The 23,088-nt window shown below is 67.8% G+C and carries 15 protein-coding genes; 6 read left to right on the top strand and 9 right to left on the bottom strand.

Annotated elements, in window-relative coordinates:
• Positions 1–204: 204 nt before the first annotated feature.
• From ACMGFH_RS19085 to dgoD, 3 genes are all read right to left on the bottom strand, one after another.
• Positions 205–4,362 (bottom strand): glycoside hydrolase family 2 TIM barrel-domain containing protein, encoded by a 4,158-nt coding sequence (locus ACMGFH_RS19085; RefSeq protein ID WP_415380139.1) that lies wholly within the window; start codon positions 4,360–4,362, stop codon positions 205–207.
• Positions 4,363–4,859: 497 nt separating this feature from the next.
• Positions 4,860–5,618 carry an NAD-dependent epimerase/dehydratase family protein gene (locus ACMGFH_RS19080; RefSeq protein WP_415380138.1) on the bottom strand — a complete coding sequence of 253 codons (759 nt, stop codon included), beginning with the start codon at positions 5,616–5,618 and terminating at the stop codon, positions 4,860–4,862.
• A gap of 904 nt (positions 5,619–6,522) precedes the next feature.
• Positions 6,523–7,656 carry a galactonate dehydratase gene (gene dgoD, locus ACMGFH_RS19075; protein WP_415380137.1) on the bottom strand — a complete coding sequence of 378 codons (1,134 nt, stop codon included), beginning with the start codon at positions 7,654–7,656 and terminating at the stop codon, positions 6,523–6,525.
• 279 nt (positions 7,657–7,935) lie between these two features.
• Between dgoD and ACMGFH_RS19070 the strand changes: the two genes are divergently transcribed.
• A complete protein-coding gene (locus ACMGFH_RS19070; protein WP_415380136.1) occupies positions 7,936–8,631 on the top strand; it encodes a hypothetical protein in 696 nt (231 codons plus the stop codon).
• Positions 8,632–8,680: 49 nt separating this feature from the next.
• Here the strand turns inward: ACMGFH_RS19070 and melA are convergent, their stop codons facing one another.
• The 4 genes from melA to ACMGFH_RS19050 form a co-directional block, all read right to left on the bottom strand.
• The gene (gene melA / locus ACMGFH_RS19065; protein WP_415380135.1) at positions 8,681–10,000 is read right to left on the bottom strand and encodes an alpha-galactosidase; all 1,320 of its coding nucleotides are present in this window, start codon (positions 9,998–10,000) and stop codon (positions 8,681–8,683) included.
• 689 nt (positions 10,001–10,689) lie between these two features.
• Positions 10,690–11,181: a hypothetical protein gene (locus ACMGFH_RS19060; protein WP_415380134.1), complete on the bottom strand. Its 492-nt coding sequence runs from the start codon at positions 11,179–11,181 to the stop codon at positions 10,690–10,692.
• Positions 11,178–13,139 (bottom strand): DUF58 domain-containing protein, encoded by a 1,962-nt coding sequence (locus ACMGFH_RS19055; RefSeq protein WP_415380133.1) that lies wholly within the window; start codon positions 13,137–13,139, stop codon positions 11,178–11,180. The genes ACMGFH_RS19060 and ACMGFH_RS19055 overlap by 4 nt, the downstream gene beginning before the upstream one ends.
• Position 13,140: 1 nt before the next feature.
• Positions 13,141–14,064: a DUF4129 domain-containing protein gene (locus ACMGFH_RS19050; protein ID WP_415380132.1), complete on the bottom strand. Its 924-nt coding sequence runs from the start codon at positions 14,062–14,064 to the stop codon at positions 13,141–13,143.
• 134 nt (positions 14,065–14,198) lie between these two features.
• Here ACMGFH_RS19050 and ACMGFH_RS19045 point away from each other — a divergent pair, with 134 nt between their 5' ends.
• The 4 genes from ACMGFH_RS19045 to ACMGFH_RS19030 all read left to right on the top strand — a co-directional run bounded on the left by ACMGFH_RS19045 (position 14,199) and on the right by ACMGFH_RS19030 (position 20,711).
• A complete protein-coding gene (locus ACMGFH_RS19045; RefSeq protein WP_415380131.1) occupies positions 14,199–14,777 on the top strand; it encodes a hypothetical protein in 579 nt (192 codons plus the stop codon).
• 154 nt (positions 14,778–14,931) lie between these two features.
• Positions 14,932–17,619, top strand: a complete 2,688-nt coding sequence (locus ACMGFH_RS19040) for a sugar-binding domain-containing protein (protein ID WP_415380130.1) — start codon at positions 14,932–14,934, stop codon at positions 17,617–17,619.
• A 96-nt stretch (positions 17,620–17,715) separates the two neighbouring features.
• Positions 17,716–19,635 (top strand): glycoside hydrolase family 127 protein, encoded by a 1,920-nt coding sequence (locus ACMGFH_RS19035; RefSeq protein WP_415380129.1) that lies wholly within the window; start codon positions 17,716–17,718, stop codon positions 19,633–19,635.
• Between the two features lie 119 nt (positions 19,636–19,754).
• Positions 19,755–20,711, top strand: coding sequence for an aldo/keto reductase (locus ACMGFH_RS19030; protein ID WP_415380128.1), 957 nt, complete (start codon positions 19,755–19,757; stop codon positions 20,709–20,711).
• Between the two features lie 104 nt (positions 20,712–20,815).
• On the opposite strand, the gene ACMGFH_RS19025 is transcribed toward ACMGFH_RS19030, so the two are convergent.
• A complete protein-coding gene (locus ACMGFH_RS19025) occupies positions 20,816–21,703 on the bottom strand; it encodes an NAD-dependent epimerase/dehydratase family protein (RefSeq protein ID WP_415380127.1) in 888 nt (295 codons plus the stop codon).
• Between the two features lie 83 nt (positions 21,704–21,786).
• On the opposite strand from ACMGFH_RS19025, the gene ACMGFH_RS19020 reads away from it, so the two are divergent.
• On the top strand, positions 21,787–22,245 hold the full coding sequence (locus ACMGFH_RS19020; protein WP_415380125.1) for a universal stress protein: 459 nt from the start codon (positions 21,787–21,789) through the stop codon (positions 22,243–22,245).
• A gap of 48 nt (positions 22,246–22,293) precedes the next feature.
• Here the strand turns inward: ACMGFH_RS19020 and ACMGFH_RS19015 are convergent, their stop codons facing one another.
• A complete protein-coding gene (locus tag ACMGFH_RS19015; RefSeq protein WP_415380124.1) occupies positions 22,294–23,058 on the bottom strand; it encodes an IclR family transcriptional regulator in 765 nt (254 codons plus the stop codon).
• Positions 23,059–23,088 lie beyond the last annotated feature (30 nt).

Genomic DNA, 23,088 nt, shown 5'->3' with positions numbered 1-23,088 from the left:
CGCTGGACGAGACGGTGATTCGGGTCACCGACGACACGTCGTAGTCGGTCCTGCGTCCCCAGCGGACCCGCCCTGTTCGTCGTCGTTCGCATGGTCGTCGAACAGTTCGACGATGTTCGGGGCGTAGTCGGCCGGGTACTCGTCGTCGGCGAGGCGTGCGAGTTCCGAACAGGTGTCGCGGCCGAAGGCCTGCCCGGAGCGAGTTCAGTCGCTCCCGTCGTCAGCGGCGACGACCTGCAGCGTGGCGCTCCCCGCCACCGTCTCGTCCACGTCGAGCGTTGGGTTCTCGTCGACGACCGGGTGTCGACTCAGCCAGCCGTCGCCGTTCGTCCCCGAGAGGGAGCGATCGAGCGCGAGCAGGTCGACAGTCTCCGACCGGACCTGCGCGCGGACGTGCTGATCGCCCTCCGAACGGAGGCCCAGTCCGGCCCCGTCCTCGGCGGTCAGATCCGCCTGGTAGACGTTCCGCTTGGTTCCGCGGAAGTCGTTGGACCCGAACTTCGTGGCGTCGTCCTTCCAGGGCTGACCCTGCTGGATGCGGATCTCCTCGTGGTCGGGACGGGAGCCGTCGGGGAACGCCGCGGCCGTCCCGGACGGCCGGCCGATGTGGGTGTCCGGGTAGACGCTCCACTGGCCGTCCCGCGTCCACGAGAGGGTCGTCAGGTCGCGCGCGAGGGGGACGGTGACGCCCACTTCGCGGGCGTCGACCGCTTCCCGGAGCGTGAACTCGTACTCGACCTCGATCCCGTCCTCCAGCGGGCGGAGCAGGAACGTCCCCTCAGCGTCGTCGTAGTCGACGGTGATCGAGACGGCCGTGTCGTCCTCGACGAGGGAGACGTCGGAGACGGAGCGACCGGACGGGCGATGACTGATCGCACTCGCGTAGCCGCGGCCCGTCTCCTGCTGCGTCGGCGTCAGCGCCAGTTCCGGTCCGTCGACCACGACCGGAGTACCCTCGGACGACCGGACCTCGACGGCGCCGCTCGCCCGCTCGACGTCCATCGCGAACGAGTCCGTCTCGACCGAGACCGTCCCGTCGTTCTCGGAGAACGTCTCGTCCGCGGGCTCCGACGGGACGTCCGTCGACGGCGAGTCAGGCGTGAAGACCGCCTGTTCGATGGTGTGTCCCTCGGGGTGTGTGACCGTCATCTCCAGCTGGTCCCCCTTGACGGGGAGGGTCACCGTCTCGCGCTCGCCCGGTGGCACTTCGAGGTCGCCCCGACCCTTTCCGCGGCCGGGCGTGCCCTCGAACTCGACATCCCGCTCGGCCAGGTCGACGAACGTGTGGCGGTTCTCCACGGTCAGCCGGGCGACGTTGCCGTTGCCGATCCACTCGACGTCGACGACTCGGACGGGAGAGTACACCTTCTTCGTGTGCCAGTACTCGGGGCGGGGCCGGCGGTTCCGGTCGAGCAGCCCCCAGAGGTACTCGCCCCACTGTTCGAGGTGGTCGCCGCCCGCCCAGATGGCGGCGCCGGCGACGGCGTCGGCCGCGCGACACTGGTCCCAGATCAGCTCGAAGGGGCGCCCCCACTCGTCGCGAAGTCCTGGGTCGGTCACCAGTTCGCGGTCGTTGTAACAGTACGTGTGAGCGGCCTCGTCGAACAGGACCGGCGCGTCCAGGTTCGCGTGTTCCTCCACGGTCGATCCGGTGCGGAAGGCGGGGTAGTGGTGCGCCAACAGGGGGTAGACGTCGTGCCACGGGTCGTCGGCCTGGTAGTTGTCGTGGTTGAATATCGTCGGCCGCGTTGGGTCGACCTCGGCGACCACGTTCCCGATCGTCTCGAAGACGTCGTACCACTCGGACTCGTTCGCGATCGACCAGATGCAGACCGACGCGCGGTTCTTGTCGCGCTCGACCATCTCCAAGACCTGGCTTGTCACGACGTCGGGGTAGGGATCACCCCGACCGCGACCGAGGAACATGAGCGGCGCCTCCATCCCGACGACGATGCCGAGTTCGTCGCACGCATCGAGGAACGCCTCCGAGGTGGGGTGGTGGGCCGCCCGGACGTAGTTGACGTTGGCCTCCTTCAGCCGGCGGGCGTCCTCGCGCGTGATCGCGGGCGGCACGGCGTGGCCGTGTTCGGCGAGGTGGATCTCCTCCCAGTTGACGCCCCGGAGTTTCACGGCCTCGCCGTTCAGCCGGAGTTTGTTCCCGTCGATCGCGATATCGCGGATGCCGATCCGTTCGCGGACCCGCTCGGCCGTCCCGCCGGCGTCCAGTTCCACGTCGACGGTGTGCAGTCGGGGCTGGTCGGGGTTCCAGGTCGCGGGGTCGTCGACCGACAGCTCGACAGCGACGGTCGCTGATTCCCCCGCTGGGACCGAGTCGACTTCCCGTTCGGCAGACCCAACTGAGTCGCCGTCGGGACCGGCCACCGAGACGGCAACCGTCGCGTCCTCGACGGCATCCGGTCCCGCGTTCGCGACCTCCGTCTCGACGCTGACGGTCGCGGCGGCGCCGCCCTCAACGAGGTCGGTCCGGACGTCGACATCCGCGACGTGGGCATCCGGGACGGCGAAGAGCGTCACGCCGCGGGTGATGCCGCCGGTGACGTTCTGCCAGCCCATGTCGTCGGCCTCCGACTGCTGAGAGACGGCGACGGCCAGCGTATTCTCCCCGTCGGGGTCGACCGCGTCGCCGACGTCGATCTCGAAGGGCGTGTAGCCGCCGACGTGGTGGCCGACCCGCTCGCCGTTGACGAACACCCACGCTTCGCTGTAGACGGCGTCGAACCGCAGCGCGAGTCGCCCCTCGTCCCACCCGTCCGGAACCTCGAACGACCGGCGATACCAGCCCAGTTGCCCGTCCGACGGATACCAGTCCGCGGAGCCGCCGGGGAGGTAGTACTCGTCGTAGGCCCACTGACCGGGGACGTCCTCGTCGCGCCACTCGACGCTCAGGTCCTCGATCACGCGATAGTTGTGCAAGAGGATCGCGCTGTCAGGCATCGCTCGGAACCCGCGTTCGATCCTGTCGGTCGAGAGTGCCTCCCCGAACGCCGCCACCGACTTGACGGATACGTTTAGATCGGTCCCCCCGACGACGAACGGCGCGTCGCTGCTCGCCAGTCCGTCCGCGCCGTGGGCGACCGACCCGACCTCCTCGCCGTCGACGAACAGTCGGCTGTCGCTCTCGTCGACGACGACCGTGACGGTGAACCACTCGCCCGTCTCGACGTCGGTCTGGAGCGAGTCCGGGGACGAGCCGTCGTCGGTCTGCATGGAAAAGGAGAGCGTGCCCTCGTCGATGCCGAGCCCGAACTGCTCGGTCCCGTTCGACTGCGGGCTGGCGCCCCTATCGAGGACGAGCCCGCTCCCGCTGTCGTACCGCAGTGTCGCCCGGAGCGCGAAGCCGGTCTCGGCGAAGTCCAGGCTGTCGGCGTCGGCCACCGAGACGTGTCCCTCGCCGGCGAGGTCCAGCCCCTGCCCGTCCCGCCCGGGAACGATCTCCGGGCCGTTCACGAGCGTCCCGTCGTTGCCGTTGCCGGATTCGTCGGGCGCCATGCCGTCGGAGACTTCGTTTATCGGGAGCCACGCGACGGCGCTGTCCGGCGGCGCGTCGTACTCCCGGTCGATCTGGTCGGGCGAGAGCGCCGCGTCGAACGCGCGGAACGAGTCGACGACCGGTGCCCCGTCGGAGCCAAGGTGGAGCGGCGAGTCGACGCGAGCCAGCGACGAGAAGTCGTGCTCGGTGGCGCCGACCTCCGCGGCGTCGACGTACAGACGGATCTCGCTCTCGTCGACGACCACCGTCGTGGTGTACCACGCTCCCTGATTGAGGTCGCCGGCGTCGACTCCCGGCCAGTTCCCCTCGCCTTTCATCCAGAACGAGAGCTGGCCGCCCCACACGCCCAGCGAGTACTGGTCGCCGCCCTTCGACCAGAGCGGGCCGTCCCCCTCGTACCTGAACGTCATCTGGAGCGTGAATCCGGGCTCGGTGAAGTCGACGCCGTCGGCGTCACCGACCGCGACGTGGCTCGCTCCGGCGAGGTCCAGCGCCCGTTCGGACGGGTCCTCGACGACAGCCGGGTCGTTGGACAACGCCCCCTCGTTGCCGGTCCCCGAGAGATCCGGCGCCACCCGCCCTCCCGTCGACGACGGCGGCGTCTCGCTCGTCGAAAGCGCGAAGTCCCAGGTGCCGTTCAGCGATCGCGTCCCGCCGCCGTCGGCCGCGGCCGGTCGCGGCGTGAGTCGGACCGACGAGACCTCGTCCTGAACGTCGTTTGATTCCTGTTCGCTCGCCCCCACACTCGTCGGTAGCGCCGCCCCGAGCGCGATCCCCGACGTGGCCGAGAGGACAGTTCGTCTGCGGAGCGATATCTCTCCGCGGTCGTTCTCTCCACTATCGTTTGTCATTATTGCTACTCCAATCCCAGGTACATATCGATCGATTATAATAGTTCCGCACAGCCACGGGGACTCGTCGGGACCGGCGTCGGTCTCCACGTGACCAGCGATTCCCTCTCGCGAATCCGCCGTCGCGAAACTCCGCGGTGCTCCGTCGATCTGTGCCCACTGACTATGTACTCGTCATCGGGTCAGCGAGGGCGTCGTCCGAACCGAGCCGCGACTGAAGTACACTAATAGTGTACGATTCACATCCATTACGCCCATATACTTGTAATCGCCTTCAACTCATGAGTGGACTATTAGTGTACATCCAACCGACCAGCACCGATCATCCTCGAAAGTCACAGGGGCAGGGTCCGATGCGAGAAGTGGCGGAGTTGTTGGTGAAAAAGGACGACTCAGCGATCTGCTTCGGCGACAGAGAACGACGACAGCGGTAGTCACCCGACGTCAGTCGCTCCGGGAGACAGCATCGGTCACGAGGTGTCCTCGGTACCAGCGCGTCACATCGAGTCGGTAGGGAGGACCTCGCTGGCGTCGTCCTCGGGACGGTATCTGAGGCCGCATCGAGCTTCGACCAGCGAGAAGTATCCCTCGCTGTTGGCGGAGACGAGGTTTACCGACAGCGGGTTCTCAGCGAGCGGTTCGGTCACGGCCTTCCGCAGCCCCTGTCGACAGTCCCGCGGCGACAGCCAGATTGCGCGGGCGAACCGTGCGCCGTTCTCGCTCGCGGCCTCTCGCTCCCGGAGTTGCTCCCGCGTGAGCAGCCAGCCGATCCGGAGGTTGACGACCTCCAGTCCGTCCCGGTCGGCGTGGAACGACCCCAGCGCCTCGCCGGTCACCTTCGAGACGCCGTAGTACGAGTCCGGACGGAAGGGGTCGTCGACCGAGATCGCCCGCGGTCTGTCCGGCAACGACTCGCCGTCGAGGACGTGACTCTGGTGGACGTGATTCGTCGACGCGAAGACGACGCGGTCGACGCTCGATGCAGCGGCCGCGGCGTAGACGTTGTAGGTTCCCTCGATGTTCGGCCCGACGATGTCGTCCCACTCGGCGCCCGGATCAGGGTTCGCCGCCAGGTGGACCACCACGTCGTGCCCGGCGACCACGTCCCGCACCGCCTGGCGGTCCTCGACGTCGACGACGCGACTGTCGATCGCTTCGTGGTCGCGATGGGTCACCGCGGTCACGTCGTGACCGTCGAACGCCTGGAGCGCCTCCCGACCGACGTTCCCGGCGGCCCCCGTCACTACGATTTTCATGGTGAGTCCTCTCCACTAGCCTGGAAAAAACTTCTGTGAACGACCCGTCGACGACAGTCCCCCTTCGCATATCTACCAAATTCCAATACATGATGACTTAATTATTAATTCACCCCCCCCCTCATGCAGCTCTTCGCCAACTTCTTTATGAGATCCCGGAGACTACACCACAGAGTCGCAACCGATCGAACGATAGAGCTTCTTGAGTGGTCTTTCAGTGAATTTCGATGTGAAGAGAATGCGATCGAGAGCGACCGTAGAAGACAACAAGCGCTGAAAGTCCTCCGCGCGCCCGCTTACGGCTCGCTACACTCACCGGAAGACTCACTGCGTCCGTCTTCCGAGCCCTGTTTCGCGTCGTTCGACAGGACCCCGTTCACATGCGAGGCCCCCCTTCGGTCGACCTCGCTCTCGCGGTCGCTGAGTCGGATAGTGCCGATTCAGACGACTACATGAGCGCGAGCCCGGATATCGGTTTTGCCGCCACGCGCACCTGGCCCGTTCAGTCCCCCAGCAGAGCAAGGTCTGACAAGCCTTCGTTCACTCCGTTTACGAAGACAGCGAAGAACCCTCCGTCCCTCGGGCCGTGCGAACGGGCACTTCGCGCCCGTGAGCAAACCCGCACGATGCTGTCGCGTCTGGCGTAGACCTTCGCTCTCGCTGACCCCTCGTTCGCTTTCGAGGAAGACGGTTGTTGGAGACGGCGCGATATTTTACCATAATTCTATACTATTCTGTACCAACCAGAATTCGGATACTTCCATCGCGGATCGGTGGGTCGACGGGTCAGCGCATCCCGACGCGGATCCGGTTAGCGGTCACGGTCAGCAGCCCGGTAACCGTACTCAGAGTGTACGACCGAGAGGAGCGCGACGGGGGCCGACCCGCTGGTCCGTCGGGGTCGTCACCACTCGACGATGCTCCCGTCGTTGTATCGGCGGATCGGCGTTCGCCAGTCGCTGCCCTGCCCGGCGTGTTCCCGGATCCCCTGCTCGTTCACCTCGATACCCAGCCCCGGCTTCTCGGAGAGGGAGACGCGGCCGTTCTCGCTCCGGAGGTCGTCGACGTTGTCGACGTAGGCGTCGATGTACCGCTCCGCGACGGCGGGCTGGTGGACGGCGTTGGTGACGTGGTGGCTGAGCTGGGTGCTGGCGGCGTAGGCGATCGGGCCGACCGAACAGCTCATCATCAGCTTGGCGCCGTAGGTCTCGGCCATCGAGGCGATGTTCGTGATCTCCGTGATGCCGCCGGCGTGAGAGATATCGGGCTGGACGATGTCGAGGCATCGCTGTTCGAGGTGCGGCCGGAACTCCCACCGCGAATACAGCCGTTCGCCGAACGCGATCGGGATGTCGTGGTACGACGAGCGCTCCAGCATCCGGAGGTGCTCCGGTCGAACCGGCTCCTCGACGAACATCGGGTCGAACTCCCTGAGCCGCGAGAGGACGCGCGGCGCCATGCTCGCGGAGATGTGTCCGTGGAGGTCGATCCCGATGTCGATCTCGCGGCCGACCGCCGCTCTGGCGATGTCGAGGGACTCGCAGATCGCGTCGATGTCGGCCGTCGACTCCAGCGGTGACGTCTGATAGGTCGTCAGCAGCTTCAGCGTGGTGTACCCGTCGTCGACCGCCTCGGTCGCCAGTTCCGGGATCTTCTCGGCGTCATCGGGAACCAGCTTCTTGTACACCGGGACGTGATCGCGAGTCTGCCCGCCGAGGAGGTCGTAGACCGGCTCCCCGGAGTACTTCCCCTTGATGTCCCACAGCGCCTGGTCGATACCGGCGATAGCGCTCATCAACACGGGGCCGCCGCGGTAGAAGCCGCCGCGATACATCCGCTGCCAGTGGTCCTCGATCCGGCTCGACTCCTCGCCCAGCAGGTAGCCGTCCATCAGTTCCTCGACCGCCGTCCTGACCGTGTCGGCGCGGCCTTCGAGGATCGGCTCCCCCCAGCCGGCCGTCCCGTCGGCGGTCTCGATCTTCAGGAACAACCACCGCGGGGGAACCTTGAACAGTTCGTAGTCGACGATCTGTGGCATGTCTGGACGAGTGCGTCCGACGGTGTTAACGGTTGGCCACGAGACTCTGCTGGAGCACGGAGTCGGGCGGCCGGTCGGGCCCGGAGCGTGACTTCGCCGGCGTCGCAGCGAGGGTCTGTCGGCGTCGTAGCGAGGCTTCGTCGGTGACACAGAGGGCCCCGCCGGCAGTGTCTCCGTGTCCGACATATCGTTGCCAGCTACGTACCGGAATCGTGCGGAACTGTCACCGGAAACTGCACTGTCTTTTTCACGCTCGGTCAGAAAGGTGGGGCCGATCGAATGAGCGACGAACCCGCGCCGACGGACTCCCCGGACACGAGGGAGTCGTTCGTCCTCGACGACATCGACGAGGCGGTCACCGAAGAAGCGATCGACCACACGCTCGACGGCGGCGCGGGCGGGGCGACGGCGTCCCGCGAGGCGGTCGAGGCGGAGGGCATGGACGACGTCGAGGAGACGCAGCCGGTCACCGTCACCGCGCAGTTCGGCGCCGGCGACGCCCGGCGCACCGTGCCGTTCGACCTGCGACTCGTCGACAGAGGCGGGGGGACGGCCGAACCGGGAGGAGGCGAGGCGGACCCCGGCGCCGGCGGAGACGGAGGTGACGAGTCGACGAGCGCCGCGGCGGTCAGCACGGTCGACGGGACCGTCGGGAGCAGCAACGTCGGCGGCCAGGGCCGCGGCCGCGAGGTGACGTTCGCGCTCCGGGCCGACCGCTCGGTCACGGTCACCGGGATATCGGTCGCGACGCGGAACGACCTCGTCGACCGGCAGTACACGGACAGGGACACCACCGTCGGCGGTTCGGCGCCCCCATCCCCGGTCTCCGGGGAGTTCTCGGTCGCCCTCCGTGACATCAGCGGGAGCGGCAACCTCGGCGTGAGCGAGTTCGTCGATCCGTCCGGTCCGGACGCGGACCTCGTCGTCACGCTGACGTTCGAGGACGGGAGTTCCACGACTATCGGTATCGGATAGCTGTGTCCCGGTTTCGGCATCAACTAGAAATCACCGATCACCGGGCCGATCAGTGCAGGTCGGGAAGGTAGTCAGCGTTCGCGTCCAGCAGGTCGTCGATCATCTCGTCGATCGCGTCCAGGTCCAGCGCCGCGGCGGTCAGGGGATCGAGTTTGATAGCCCGCCGGAGCGCGTCCTCGTCGTCGTCGAGACCGGCGCGGACCGCCTGCTCCTGGACGTTGATGTTCGTCCGATTGAGCGACGCTAGCTGGCCGGGGAGGTCGCCGACCGTCGTCGGATGGATGCCGGTGCCGTCGACGAGACAGGGGACTTCGACGCAGGCGTCGTCCGGGAGGTTGGCGATCGCGCCGGTGTCGTTGCGGACGTTGAGATTCATCCGCCGGACCGTGTCCGTCTCCCGCGAGTGGATGATGTGCGACCCGTACTCGGAGGAGCGCTCCAGCGAGAGGTCCTCCTCGGTGGGGTCGAACTCAGCGTCCAGGTCGGGCTGGTAGGACTGCCAGTGCTCGAAGTACCGACCGGTCGGCATCCACTCGATCGTGTAGTGGCCGAACTCCTCGTCGGGCGTGTAGTCGTCGATGATCCCCTGGTCGGTCCGGAAATAGGGGAGGTACTCGCTGAGGTGGTGACTCGACTCGGTGATGAACGCGCCGAAGTGCTCCATGACGTCGAAGCGCACGGGGTCCTGCTCGCGGATCTCGGGGTCATCGGCCGCATCGCGGAGCGCGGGGTAGAGGTCCTCGCCGTCGTGCGTGAGGTCGAGATACCACGCCATGTGGTTGATCCCGGCGACCTGGTGTTCGATTTCGTCCGCTGGGACGTCCAGATAGCGGCCGATAGCGGCGGTCGTGTGCTGGACGCTGTGGCAGAGGCCGACCACCTCGATATCGGTCGCCTCGTCGACGGCCCAGCACAGGATCGCCATCGGGTTCGTGTAGTTCAGCAGGACGGCGTCGGGACAGAGCTCCTCCATCTCGCGGGCCATCTCCAGCAGCATCGGCATCGTCCGGAGCGCCCGGAAGACGCCGCCCGGGCCGAGCGTGTCGCCGACGGCCTGCTCGACGCCGTGTTCCTGCGGGATGCGGACCTCGTTCTCGAAGGGTTCCTCGCCGCCGACATTGACCATGTTCAGCACGTAGTCGGCACCGTCCAGGGCTTCCCGGCGGTCGGTCGTCGCGCGTATCTCGGCCGAGAGGTCGTGTTCGCGGACGAGCGCCTCGCCGACCGCTGCCGTCCGGTCGAGCCGTCGCTCGTCGATGTCCATCAGCGTTATCGTGGCGTCCTGTAGCTCCTCGAACGAGAGAATGTCCGTCATCAGGTTCTTCGCGAAGACGATGCTTCCCGCGCCGATGAACGCGATCTCTGTCACGGGTCAGTAGTCTCCGAGCGCCCCCAAAGAGGTTTCTGACGCCGCTCGCTCCGCTCCGTCATCGGTCTCCCGGTCGATCGGGTCGTTCGTGACTGGTTGTAGCGCAACGAGTCTCGAGTGCGAGTAGACCGTCTCCACCCTTCGCTGGTGAGCACCTAACTGCCCGGTTGCTGTCTCGACGAACGTATGTTCTATATTCCGTATTTCACACGTCCCCACAGATTAGAGATATATTTTGGAGGGGCACGGATACGGAAGTTTCACAGTCGATCGAAGTCCGTCCCATCAGACGCGGGTGCGATTCTCAGAGCGATATCAGCGGAAACCATGCGGCATCTATCTCCAGTTTTCGATCCATGACGGCTCCACGATCGTCCCTCGACTCGAAAAGCGGTCAATGGGGAGACAATACCGGTCAACAGGGGAACGATCGCCGATAGAGTGGCGATGTATCCCGAATTCGGCTCGTCGTGTACGGTTCGGTCGCTCTTTCACGGCGCCGCGCGCCATGCGACTACGCTGCGATACCTGGCCAGTATAGTCAGCAGCGCATGAATGTAGTTAGTATGATGAAAGTCCGATCCCGATCACCGTCCAGCGACCCGAGCGGGTAGCGGGGAGTTCAGCGCTGGGATTGGAACGATATCGGACTGAGGAGGCACAGCGCGTCAATCCCTCGCCCGGTGCGCTCAGCGGAGGGCCGACGCCAGCAGCGCGGCCGCCACCAGCAGACAGAGGAGCGCGAGAGACGGGACACCGCCGCCCGCCGTCCGGTAGACGGCGTACCCACCGACAGCGGTGACCGTCCCGACGAGCGCGCTCGCACCCAACCGCACGGCTTCGAGACGGACGGTGTCGGCGTCGCTCCCGAGCTGGTCGCCGAGGGTGATCGCCGTACCGCCGGCGTCCCACGCGATCACGGTCGCGGTGACGCCGACCAGGAGCGCTTCGACCGGCGCGCCGTCGATGCCCGCGAGGACCGATGCGAGGAGCAGCGCCGTCGCGCCGATCGTCACCGCGCCGGTGACGCCGCGGGTCACCCCGACCGCGAGCGCGACGAATCCGACGACGCCAGCCAGCAGCGCCGTCAGATCGTAGACGCCGGGCGCGAGGGCGAGCAGGCCGATGGCGACCGCGGCGCTCCCGGAGACGGCCGTGGGCGAGCGGTCGATCCGTGTCACGGCGCCCTCCCGCCCTCGTACCGCGAGAGCGCGACGCCGAGCGGTTCGTCCCAGGCCCAGTCGACGACGCGGACGCCCGCCCGCCGCAGGTCCGTGATGCGGAGTTTCCTGACGACGCCGGCCAGCCGATGTCCCGGGCGTCGGTCAGTCGTCGGGTCCGGGCTCACGACGGTGACCGGGTAGCCGTCGGCGTGGAGGTGCCGGGCGACGCGCGCGACGGCGTCGTCGACGAGCGGCGACAGGACGATCAGTTGCGCGTCGCCCGTCAGCCGGCGGCGGAACTGACGCTTCCAGCCCGCCAGTTGCGCCCGCTCGTCGCGAGGCCGCGACTGCAGCGCTGGGTGGCAGGCGAGCAGTTCGCGGGCGCGAGCGCGGTGGTCGGCGCCGGACCCGGGCGCGAGCCAGCAGTCGCGGTCGCCCAGTGCGGCCACGCCGACGCGGTTGCCGGCGTCGGACAGGCCGGCGTAGAGTCGGCCGGCGGCCTCGACGCCCCGGTCGATCGCGTTGGGTCCGTCCGGAGTCGGGGCGACGTCGGCCGTCGCAGTGGCGTCGACGACGAGCGCGACCGTCGCCGACCGCTCCTCGCGGAACTCTAGCGTCGCGAACTCACCCGTCCGCGCTCGACGGTTCCAGTCGACCCGGCTCAGCGGGTCGCCGGTGCGGTACTCGCGGGTGGCGTGGAACGTCACCCCGTCGCCGCCCGTCGGGGCCGCGACCCGCCCGGTGTACCCCGTGACCTGCCGGCGAAGCGGGACCGCCGTCTCCGTCGGGCGGAGGCGAGGGACGCACGTGATCGTCGTCTCGTCGCCGACCCGCGTCTCCCGCTCGACCGTCCCGGCGAGGTCCCGCGTGAGCGCCAGCAATGGACTGAACTCGTGCACACCGCGACGTGCGGCCACCGCGTACGAGAACGTCGCTTCCTCCCCGGACCGGAGCGACGTTCCCGACCGCGGCGAGCCGTCTCTCACGGCCAGCGATTCCGGGACGCCGTCGACCAGTCGAACGTCGGGCAGCGTCTCTGCGCCGTCGTTTCTGACCGTGACCGTCACGCGGACCTCGTCGCCGGGGTCCGGCCGCGCGTCGGACACCTCGCGCTCGACCGACAGCGACGGCTCCGGCCCAGGTCCCGAGCGCGCGAAGGCGCCGTAGCCCAGGCCGACGACGCCGCACAGCAACACCGCGGGCGTCCCGGTGAGCGCGCCGGCCCCGAGACAGACGAGCGCGATCGCGCTGACGCCGAGCCAGTGACCCGTCTCGTGTTCGTCCCGGTTCTCTCTGTCGACCCTGCTTCCTCCATCGGCTCGGCTCCCCGCACCGGCCCGGGCGCTCCGGTTCACGTCCGTGACCGTCCTCGGTCGGTCGCTGTCCGAAATGTCCCCGGCGACGACCGCAGACGGTGACGAACGCCGTGCGACCTCGGCGATAGCGTCGACCGTGTGGGCGAGGTTGCGGTCGAACACCGAAGGACCGCCCAGGCGCCGTCGGAGTCGCTCGCGGAGCGAGGCCGCGGGCGCTCTCCCATCAGCGAGATACGCGGCCGCGTAGGGGTCGTCGGTCCACGTCCCCCGTTCGACTCGGTCGCGGGCTTCCTCGCGGTCCCAGCCGCCGTAGGCCGACAGTGCAGCCACAGCGACGGCTCCGAGCGCGTGCCGCGTCCGCATCCGGAGGCCGTGGGCCGCGTCGCCGGCGACCGATTCGAGCACGTCGTCGACGTCTTCGCCGGGCGGTGGCGAGCCACCGGCCAGTTCCGGATCCGGCGTCTCGGCCCAGGTGAGTTCCCCGCGCTTGCGGGCGCGGCCGATCCGGACGGCCTGGACGAGCGCGACCACACCGAACGCCGTGACGATGGCGTCCCCCGCGCCGAACCCGGCGAGGCCGGGTGCGACCGAAAGGGCGAGTCCGACCGCGAGCACTCCCTCGCCCGCGACGAGGAGCGCTCTCCGTTTCACGTCGGCCATCTCACTCGTCACCCCCGGAGTCAGCCGTTCGTTCGCCCTCGATCCGTCGGAGGAGCGCCGCGCTTCGGCGCTCGTCTTCGTCGGTCGGCTCGTGGCTGCCGTACCGGACCTCCTCGAACAGCGTCGTCAGCTCTCGAACGTCCTCGCGGGCCAGTCCGGCGCCGACCGCGACGTCGGCGAACTCGCCGGGCGTCGTCGTCTCGGGGTCGGTTACGTCGACCCGGGTCGTCATCTCCCGCCAGGCCCGATAGATCTCGTTGTCGACGGCCGCTGCCGAGTCGGCGGACTCGATGCGGTCGGCCGCCCGACCCGCCGCCTGCGCGATGACCTCGGCGTCGGTCGAGTCGTCTGCCGGTTCGTCCGGCTCGGGCTCCGCCGTGGTCGACTCCGAGCGGCGTCGCGTTGCCACGACCGCCCCGGCGAACAGCCCGACCCCGGCGAGCACGAGGACGACGAGCAGGGGTGGGACGGGCGTCGTCGCGCCGGCGTCGCCACCGCCTCCACCGGAAGCGGGGGGGATCACGACCTCGACGACGGGCTGGGAGCCGCCGAGCAGCCACGGCGGGAGCAGCGTCAGGAACGCGATCGACGCGACCACGAGGACCGCGACCGCCGCGACGAATCGGAGTGTGTCACGCCAGTTCCGGATCGCGTACCAGAGGACGGCGACGAGCGTGACGAACAGCAACGCGAGCACGACCTCTCGGAAATACGGTATCACGGGGAACACGCCGCCGCCCGAACCCAGCTCCCCGACGAGGCCAACGCCGGGCCCGCCCGTGCCGCTCCCGCTACCGCTCCCGGCGACGCCCGGGCCGTCGCTTCCGCTGGACGACACTGTCGACGAGAGCGTCGCCGCCGAGAGCGCCACGGCAAGCGTGCCGGTGACAGCGACTACGATCCGCTGTGCGGTATCGCCGTCCACGCGGCTGTCTACGGCAGTCTCTGGTAAGGGTGTTCTGGCCGTCGCCCTACCTCGGAGCGGCCGTCGACACCGACGATGGAAACGGTCCCTCGGGACCGTCGGCTATTTTTGTCGCACTGCGCTACTCCCCCGGTATGCATCGCCGAGATGTCCTCACAGCCGCAATTGGCCTGGTCGGCGTCACCGGCCTGAGCGGGTGTACGGGCGACCAGCCATCGGGCGCAAACGGCGAAACCGACCCTCGATCGACGCCGACGCACGACCCACCTTCGGAGGCGGGGACGACCTCGTCACCGCAGACACCAGTCGAGACGCCGGTACCATTCCCCGACACGTGTGCGGAACTGCCGGATATCGACGGACTGCCGACACCGCCGTCGGAACTGACCGAAGCGTCGGTCGAGACGTTCGTCGGGGACTTCGAACGCGTGTACGCCGTCGCGACCACCGACGAGTACGGGGGCGTCGAGTCGCTCCAGATCCGCTCCGTCGAGCACGTCGGCCAGCGATACGTTGTCAGTCTCTCCTTCGACGCGGTGCCGGCGACGCCGACGCCCGACTCGGACGGGGCAACGCCGACGCCGCTTCCGGTCGATGCGTATTCTCACCACGCGGTGTATCGACTCACCGAAGAACGGATGCTCCGAGAGTTACGCAGCCACATCGACGACAGTCTCCTCTCGAAGACCTGCTGGACGCTGGCGAGTGCGTAGGGAGATTCTGCCGAAGTCGGACGGCTGCCCTGACTATCCGAGATGGATTCGTCGGTATCTGCGGGATATTCGGTTGTCGATTCGCACGCGAAATCGACCACCATCCCCGATGTCGACGGTAGTATTTTGACCCGTCGGCCGGAATCAGGTCGCTATGGAGTCACCGAGTGACGAGGGTCGCGTAACGGAATCGCTCGACGGCGAGTGGCTGTTCGTGACGGACCCAGACGAGGAGCAACGGGCGCTCGCCGACCCAGAGACGGACTGGTCGGACGTCGACGCCGAGCGGGTGACCGTCCCGCACGCCTGGCAGGAAGACGAGACCTATCGGGAGTACACCGGGACGGCGTGGTACCGGACGACGGTCGAGTACGACGGGGCCGGCGACCGCGTGTTCCTGCGATTCGGGGCCGTCGACTACGAGGCGACGGTCTACGTCGACGGCCGGGAGGTCGGGACCAACCGCGAGGGGTATCTCCCCTTCGAGGTGGAAGTGACCGACGCCGTCTCGCCGGGCGAGACAGTGGTAGTCGTCGAAGTGACCGACCCCGAGGACCTCTCGGAGATCCCCCACGGCAAGCAGGGCGCCCCGTGGTACACGCGGGTCAGCGGTATCTGGCAGTCCGTCACGCTCGAAGCCCGACCCGAGCGGTTCGTCGAGGACGTGAAGGTCACGCCGGATCTGGACGACGACACTGCGACCGTCGAGGTGACCGTGGACGACGATGCCAGCGATCAAGGGGAGGACGGACGCGGCCTCGACGCCGCAATCACCGTCTCCCGAGACGGCGGCGAGGTCGCCGCAGCGACCTGCGAGATCGGAGACGGCGAGGGGACGTGCACGGTCTCGATCCCCGACGCCGACTACTGGACGCCCGACGATCCGGCGCTGTACGACGTGACCGTCGAACTCCGGGACGGCGACGACGCGATCGACGCCACGGAGACGTACTTCGGGATGCGCAGCGTCAGCACAGACGGCGACCGCATCTATCTCAACGGCGAGCCGTTCTACGTCCGCGGCGCGCTCGACCAGGCGTACTACCCGGACACGCTCTATCGGCCCTTCGACGACGACCTGTTCGAGTACGAGGTCCGGACCGCGAAGGAACTCGGGTTCAACATGCTCCGCAAGCACATCAAGCCGGCCCACCCCGACTTCGTCGAGGCCGCCGACCGCCTCGGGATCCTCGTCTGGGAGGAGCCGGCGAACCCGACCATCTACACCGAGCGCTCGAAGCGGGAGGTCCGCGAGCAGTTGCGGGGGATGATCGACCGCGACTACAACAGCCCGAGCGTCGTCGCCTGGAGTCTCTACAACGAGGAGTGGGGCATCGGTCTCGACCAGGAGGACTACTCCATGCACGACGGGCGCCTCTGGAACGACGAGGAGAAACAGGAGTACCTGACCGAACTCTTCCACGAGACCAAGGAGTGGGACCCGACGCGACTCGTCTGCGACAACTCCGGGTGGGCCCACGTCGCCACGGAGATCAACGACTATCACGAATACTACGTCAGCCCCGACCGCGCGGAGCCGTGGGCCGACGCCCTCGACGATATCGCGGCGAATCCCGGAGACAACTACGCGACGGAGAACACGCCGGCCGAAGACGCGCCCATCCTGATCTCCGAGTTCGGGACGTGGGGTTTTCCCGACTTGCCGAAGCTCCGCGAGCACTACGACGGCGACCCGTCGTGGTTCTCCCACGACTTCCTCGACAGCCCGCTCAAACGACCCGAGGGCGTCGACGAGCGCTACGAGGCGACCGACCTCCCGGAGGTCTTCGACGACTACGACGACCTCGCGGAGGCGTGGCAGCGCCGGGAGGCCGTCTCGCTCCACGGCGTCGTCGAGGAGATGCGGACCCACGAGGCCGTCGCCGGCTACGTCGTCACGGAGTTCTCCGACATCGAGTGGGAGTTCAACGGGATCCTCGACTACCTCCGCGATCCGAAAGAGCACCTCGCCGACGAGTTCGCCACCGTCAACAGCGAGGTGCTGGTCGCGATCGACCCCGAGAGGCACGCTCTCGCGCCCGGCGACGAAGTCACCGCGGACGTCCACGTCGTCAACGACACGACCGAGTCGCTGGACGGCGAGCTCCGGTGGAGCGGCCCGGGTGCCGAGGGCGAGCAGTCGGTGTCCGTCGACGGCTTCGGGACGACGACCATCGAGGACGCTATCACGCTCGCTCCGTCGGCCGACGCTGCGACCGGTGCCCACACGCTCGACGTGACGCTCGACGCCGGCGACCGGGAGATCTCGAACGAGGAACCGGTATTTGTGGTCGCCGGAGAGACGCCCGATCGAACGGTCTACGCCGACGAGCCGCTGGCCGCTGCACTGGAAACCGAAGGCGTCGCCGTCACCGACGACCTCGACGAGGCGGACGTGGCGGCGGTCACCGCTGTCGACGCGGACGTCTCCGAGTTCGTCGAGGCGGGCGGCGCGGCGCTGGTCGTCCCCGAAGTCGATGGGCGGATGGCCGAGTCCGACGCCTTCGACTACCGGAACCTCCCCGCGGGCGAGAGCTGGAACCTCGTCTCGTCGCTCCTCTATCAGGACAGCGACCTCCTCGGGGACCTGTGTTCCGACGCCCGCGTCGGCTGGGCGTTCGAGGATCTCTTCCCGCACGACCTGGTCGAAGACCTGGACGCGTCGGCCGACGAGATCCACGTCGGGTCCGTCGAGGGCTGGATCGCCAACTGGGGCAGCCCGCTCGTGGTCCGCGACCGCGGCGACGGCCGGCTCTGTAGCTGCACGTTCCGCGTCACCGACCGCTACGGCGAGCATCCGACCGCGACGGCGCTGGTCGACCGACTCCTCCGATCCCTCTGAGCCGAGGGAAACGCCGACGCCTCCGGTGATTCCGGAGTCTCCGCGGGCGTCGACCAGTATCGTTATTCCCCCGTCGGGCGATGTGGGAGTCGATACATGACAGTCCCGCAGTATTCGGTCGACGTCGACGAGGTCGAAATCGACGACGCGTTCTGGTCGCCGTGGATCCGGCGCAACCGGACCGAGACCATCGAGTACCAGTACGAGCAGTTGGAGGAGTCGGGGTCGCTGGAGAACTTCCGGCGGGTCATCGACGGGAAAGAGGGGGGCTTCAGCGGGATGTGGTTCCAGGACAGCGACGCGTACAAGTGGATCGAGGCGGCGAGCTACGAACTCGCCAAGGCCGACGACTCCGACTTACGCGAGCGCGTCGACGAGGTGATCGACCTGGTCGCCGGCGCCCAGCGCGAGGACGGCTACGTCAACACCTACTTCCAGCTCGTCGAGCCCGACACGCAGTGGACGAACCTCAACATGCTGCACGAACTCTACTGCGGCGGCCACCTCATCGAGGCGGCGGTCGCCCACTATCGGGCCACCGGCGACCGGACGCTGCTCGACGTGGGAATCGGCTTCGCCGACCACGTCGACGACGTCTTCGGCGACGAGATCGACGGCGTCCCCGGTCACGAGGAGATCGAACTCGCACTCGTCAAGCTCTACCGGGTGACGGGCGAGGAGCGCTACCTCGACCGCGCGAAGTACTTCGTCGACCGTCGCGGCCACGACGACCGCCTCGCCTGGGAGTTCGAGCACCTCGACGAGGTCGCCGGCCACGAGTACAACGACGGCGACGGGGCCGCCGAGGGCGCGAGGGCGGTCTTCCTCGACGACGACGGCGAGTACGACGGGAGCTACGCCCAGGACCACGCGCCCGTTCGCGAGCAGGACACCGTCGAGGGCCACTCGGTCCGCGCGATGTACCTCTTCGCGGCGGTCACCGACCTCGTCGAGGAGACCGGCGACGAGGAGCTGTGGGCCGCGATGGAGCGCCTCTGGGAGAACATGACCACGAAGCGGATGTACGTCACCGGCGGCATCGGCCCGGCCCACGAACACGAGGGGTTCACCGAAGACTACGACCTGCCGAACGAGACGGCCTACGCGGAGACGTGCGCGGCCATCGGGAGCATCTTCTGGAACCAGCGGCTGCTCGACCGAACGGGCGAGGCGAAGTACGCCGACCTCATCGAGCGAACGCTGTACAACGGCTTCCTCGCGGGCGTCGGCCTCGACGGCAAGCGCTTCTTCTACGTGAACCCGCTGGCGAGTTCGGGCGACCACCACCGGAAAGGCTGGTTCACCTGCGCCTGCTGCCCGCCCAACGCTGCGCGGCTGTTCGCCTCGCTCGGGCAGTACCTCTACTCGAAACGCGACGGCGAACTCTACGTCGACCAGTTCGTCGGCAGTCGGCTCGACACGACGGTCGACGGCGTCAACGTGACCGTCGAGCAGTCGAGTTCGCTCCCCTGGGAGCCAGCGGCGACGCTCGAAATCGACTCGGACGGACAGGTCCCGGTCAACGTCCGGATCCCCGAGTGGGCAACCGGCGCGACGGTCGCCGTCGACGGTGAGGAAGTCACCCACGACGGCGCGGGATTCGTCCGCCTCGACCGCGAGTGGGACGGCGAGACGGTCGAACTCGCGTTCGACCGGGAGACCGAACTGGTCGCCGCCCACCCGGCCGTCGAGGCCGACGCCGGCCGCGTCGCGGTCGAGCGCGCGCCGCTCGTCTACGCCGCCGAGGCGGTCGACAACGACCGCCCGCTCCACCAGTACGCCGTGCCGACCGAGGCCGAAGCCGAGGCGACCCACCAGTCCTCGTTGCTAGAGGGCGTGACGACGCTCGAAATCGGCGCGACGGTGCCCGACCTCGACGGCTGGGACGGGTCGCTGTACCGATCGGCGAGCGAGGTCGAATCCGAGGACGCCGACCTCACGCTCGTCCCGTACTACGCCTGGGACAACCGCGAGGCCGGCGACATGCAGGTCTGGCACCGCTCGGACCTGCCCTGAGTCGGCGGGGCCGACTGTTTCACCGCGACCCGGCCCTGTTCTGCGCTACACTGCGCTGCACCCCCACTCCTTCCCGACGGACCACGGGTGCTTTTGCCCCCAGCGCCGACAGATGGGGTATGGACGAACTCCCACTCGGAACGACCGGAGAGACGGTCAGCCCGCTCTGTCTCGGCGCGATGTACTTCGGCAGTCGGACGGACCCGGAGACCTCGCGAGCGATCCTCGACCGCTACTACGAGGCGGGCGGCCGCTTCCTCGACACGGCCAACATCTACGCGACGTGGGTCGACGGCCACGACGAGCCCGCGAGCGAACCGTTCCTCGGCGAGTGGCTCGCCGACCGGGGCAACCGCGACGAGATGTTCGTCGCGACCAAGGTCGGGTTCGACTACGGCGACGTTCCCCAGTCGCTGGACCCCGACCTGGTAGAGCGAGAGGTCGAGAAGAGCCTCGACCGGCTCGGCACCGACTACGTCGACCTGCTGTACGCCCACGTCGACGACAGGGAGAGGCCCCTCGCTGAGACGATGGAGGCCTTCGATCGCCTGGTCGAGTCGGGAAAAGTCGACCACATCGGCGCCAGTAACTATCACGGCTGGCGGCTCGCCCGTGCGAACACGCTCGCCGAGGAGCGCGGGCTGACGCAGTTCAGCTGCGTCCAGCCGCGGTTCTCGTATCTCGTACCCCATCGCGACGCGGACTTCGCCCCGCAGCGGCCGGCCACCGACGAACTCGTCACGTACTGCGACGACCACGACCTGACGATGCTGCCGTACTCGCCGCTGTTGCAGGGCTGTTACGGCCGCGACGACCGCCGGATCCCCGAGGGGTACGTCACGACGGAGAACCGCCTGAAGATGGAGGCGGTGCAGGACGTTGCCGAGCGGAAGGACGCCTCGGGCAACCAGGTCGTCCTCGCGTGGCTGACCCAACGGGACCCGCCGACGATCCCGGTCATCGGCTGTAGCTCGGTCGAACAGCTCGACGAGAACCTCGCGGCGCTGGACCTGGCGTTGACCGACGCCGAGATGGAACGGCTGAACGGTATCGAAACGCTCGGCGGGTTGCAGTAGCGGTCCCGCTCGGCGGGTTGCAGTAGCGGTCCCGCTCGGCGGGTTGCAGTAGCGGTCCCGCTCGGCGGTGTGACGGGGACGCGGTCGTCAGTGTCCGCGCTCGGTCAGACGAACGACGGGCCCTCGACGGACTCGTCCTCGGCGGTCTTCCAGGAGTGTTTCGGCTCCCACCCGAGCAGGTCGCGCGCGTTCTCGGTCGAGAACGCCGACTCGTCGCCGTCGAGGTCGCAGTCGGTCGGCAGGTCGCCGAAGCCGGCCTCGATCGCGTCGGTGGTGTCGACGCCGAGGAAGTTGTCCGCGGCGAAGGCGTTGAACACCTCGTGACCCTCGAAGTCGGCGTCGAGCGCGGCCGTGACGAGCGAGACCACGTCGCGGATGTCGATGTACGACCAGTAGTTGCCGAACCGGCCCGCGCTGTCGAAGTCGAACGCCTCGCGGATGGCCGTGATCTGGTAGCGCCCGGGGTACTGGATCCACGAGGGGCGGATCGAGGCGACCGAGACGCCGAACCGGTTGACGACGCGCTCGGCCGCCGCCTCGCCCGCGAGTTTCGACGTCTCGTAGCCGTTCCAGGGTCTGACCGGGTGATCCACGTCGACGGGGAGGTATTCGGGGAGTTCCGGCTCGTCCCAGTGGGTCCCGTACACCGTCTCGCTGGAGGCCCAGACGACGTCGGCGCCCGCGCGGCCGGCCGCCTCCAGCGTGTGGTAGGTGCTCAGGACGTTGTTCTCGTACACGTCGCCGCCCGCGTTGTCCTCCTCGTGCGGGATGTTGCCGAAGTGGACGACGGCCGTGGGGTCGGCGTCGACGATGGTCTCCCACGTCGGCCCCTGGTCGGTCAGATCGACGGCTCTGAAGTCGACGCCGTCGATGTCGCTCGTCTCCGGGAGCGACAGGTCGATCGCGACCACCTCGTACTCGTGGCGGAGTTCGTCGACGATCCAGCTGCCGGCGCCACCCAGGGCGCCCGTGACTGCCACTGTCTCGGACATACGGGCCAGTGGGACCGGATCCACCTAACGTCCCCGATCACACCCTCATTTTATGATGGATCGGGTGAAACGATAGAGGCAGAATGCCGATCGAATCAGTACTGTTACCCGTGGGACTGGACGACAGCGAGCGCGTCGACCGACTCGTCGCGGAGGCGATCGCCGTCGCGAAACCGGCAGGCGCGACCGTCTCGGTCCTGCACGTGTTCAGCGAGTCCGAACTGGAAAACGCCATCGACAGACTGGATATCGAACGCGGCAGCGAGGCCGCTACCCCGGACGTGGTCGCCGACCGCTTCGCTCCCCTCCGGGAAGTGACGTCGCAACTCGCGGACGCCGACGTCCGGTACGACGTTCTGGGCGAGGTCGGCGACGCAGCCGAGCGCATCGTCGCGACCGCCGAGGAGATCGACGCCGACCGGATACTTATCGGCGGGCGCAAGCGGTCGCCGACGGGGAAGGCCGTCTTCGGATCGACCGCCCAGTCGGTCATGCTCGACGCGCCCTGTCCCGTCACCTTCGTCCGCACCGGGAATCGCTGACGGCGAGTTCCTCTCGGTCCCCGGGACTCACAGCGAGCTGTCGCCGTGTCACTGGTGGCGCATGTTGACTTCGATGACGTTGACGGTGCTCTCAACTTTCTGCGGAATCCGCTCGTGGAAGTGGTCGCCTCGCATCCGGCTCTTGATACCGGAGACGCTGACGGCGCCGACGACCTCGTCCCCGGACGTCCGAATGGGGGCGGCGATACAGCGGATCCCCGCCAGGCGTTCCTCGTCGTCGGTCGCGTACCCGCGCTCGCGGATCGCTTCGAGCTCCGCGCGCAGTTCGGCTTCGTCCGTGATCGTGTTCTCCGTCACCCCGGGAAGCCCGTGTTCCTCGATGATGCCGTCGAGTCGGTCCTCGTCCATGTAGGCCAGCATCGACTTCCCCAGCGCGGTGGTGTGGAGGTGGACGCGCTTGCCCTCGAAGGTGTCGAGCGAGAGCGCCTGGTCGCCCTTGCGCTTGAGGAGGAAGACCCCGAGCCCGTTCTCCTCGACCATGAGGTTCGCGTGGTCGCCGACGTCGAGCGCGAGGTCCTGAATCTCCGACTCGGCGATCCGGCAGAGCTGCGACCGCGTGCGAGCGTGTCCGCCCAGTTCGAGGAACTTCATACTGAGCACGTACTCGTCGCCCTCGCGAATCAGATACCCCAGGTTCGTCAGCGTCTGCAGGTGGTCGTGGACGGTGCTGGTCGGTTTGTCGAGTTCCTCGACGAGTTCGGTCAGCGTCAGCCCGTCGTTATCTTTGATGCTATCGAAGATGCGGAAGCTCACCGCGGTGGCGCGTATCTTGGGTTCGCGGCGGACATCCATACCTGATCAGTCGAATTGACAACGTTTAAT

The sequence above is a fragment of the Halosimplex rarum genome (assembly GCF_047715405.1).
GTDB classification, from domain to species: Archaea; Halobacteriota; Halobacteria; order Halobacteriales; family Haloarculaceae; genus Halosimplex; species Halosimplex rarum.
Note: the sequence above shows the minus strand (reverse complement) of the source record. Positions and strands in the feature narration are given on the sequence as shown.

Coding starts and splice junctions, on each gene's coding strand:
- ACMGFH_RS19085 (WP_415380139.1), bottom strand. CDS start 4,362: ATGACAAACGATAGTGGAGAGAACGACCGCGGAGAGATATCGCTCCGC.
- ACMGFH_RS19080 (WP_415380138.1), bottom strand. CDS start 5,618: ATGAAAATCGTAGTGACGGGGGCCGCCGGGAACGTCGGTCGGGAGGCG.
- dgoD (WP_415380137.1), bottom strand. CDS start 7,656: ATGCCACAGATCGTCGACTACGAACTGTTCAAGGTTCCCCCGCGGTGG.
- ACMGFH_RS19070 (WP_415380136.1), top strand. CDS start 7,936: ATGAGCGACGAACCCGCGCCGACGGACTCCCCGGACACGAGGGAGTCG.
- ACMGFH_RS19055 (WP_415380133.1), bottom strand. CDS start 13,139: ATGGCCGACGTGAAACGGAGAGCGCTCCTCGTCGCGGGCGAGGGAGTG.
- ACMGFH_RS19045 (WP_415380131.1), top strand. CDS start 14,199: ATGCATCGCCGAGATGTCCTCACAGCCGCAATTGGCCTGGTCGGCGTC.
- ACMGFH_RS19040 (WP_415380130.1), top strand. CDS start 14,932: ATGGAGTCACCGAGTGACGAGGGTCGCGTAACGGAATCGCTCGACGGC.
- ACMGFH_RS19035 (WP_415380129.1), top strand. CDS start 17,716: ATGACAGTCCCGCAGTATTCGGTCGACGTCGACGAGGTCGAAATCGAC.
- ACMGFH_RS19030 (WP_415380128.1), top strand. CDS start 19,755: ATGGACGAACTCCCACTCGGAACGACCGGAGAGACGGTCAGCCCGCTC.
- ACMGFH_RS19025 (WP_415380127.1), bottom strand. CDS start 21,703: ATGTCCGAGACAGTGGCAGTCACGGGCGCCCTGGGTGGCGCCGGCAGC.
- ACMGFH_RS19020 (WP_415380125.1), top strand. CDS start 21,787: ATGCCGATCGAATCAGTACTGTTACCCGTGGGACTGGACGACAGCGAG.
- ACMGFH_RS19015 (WP_415380124.1), bottom strand. CDS start 23,058: ATGGATGTCCGCCGCGAACCCAAGATACGCGCCACCGCGGTGAGCTTC.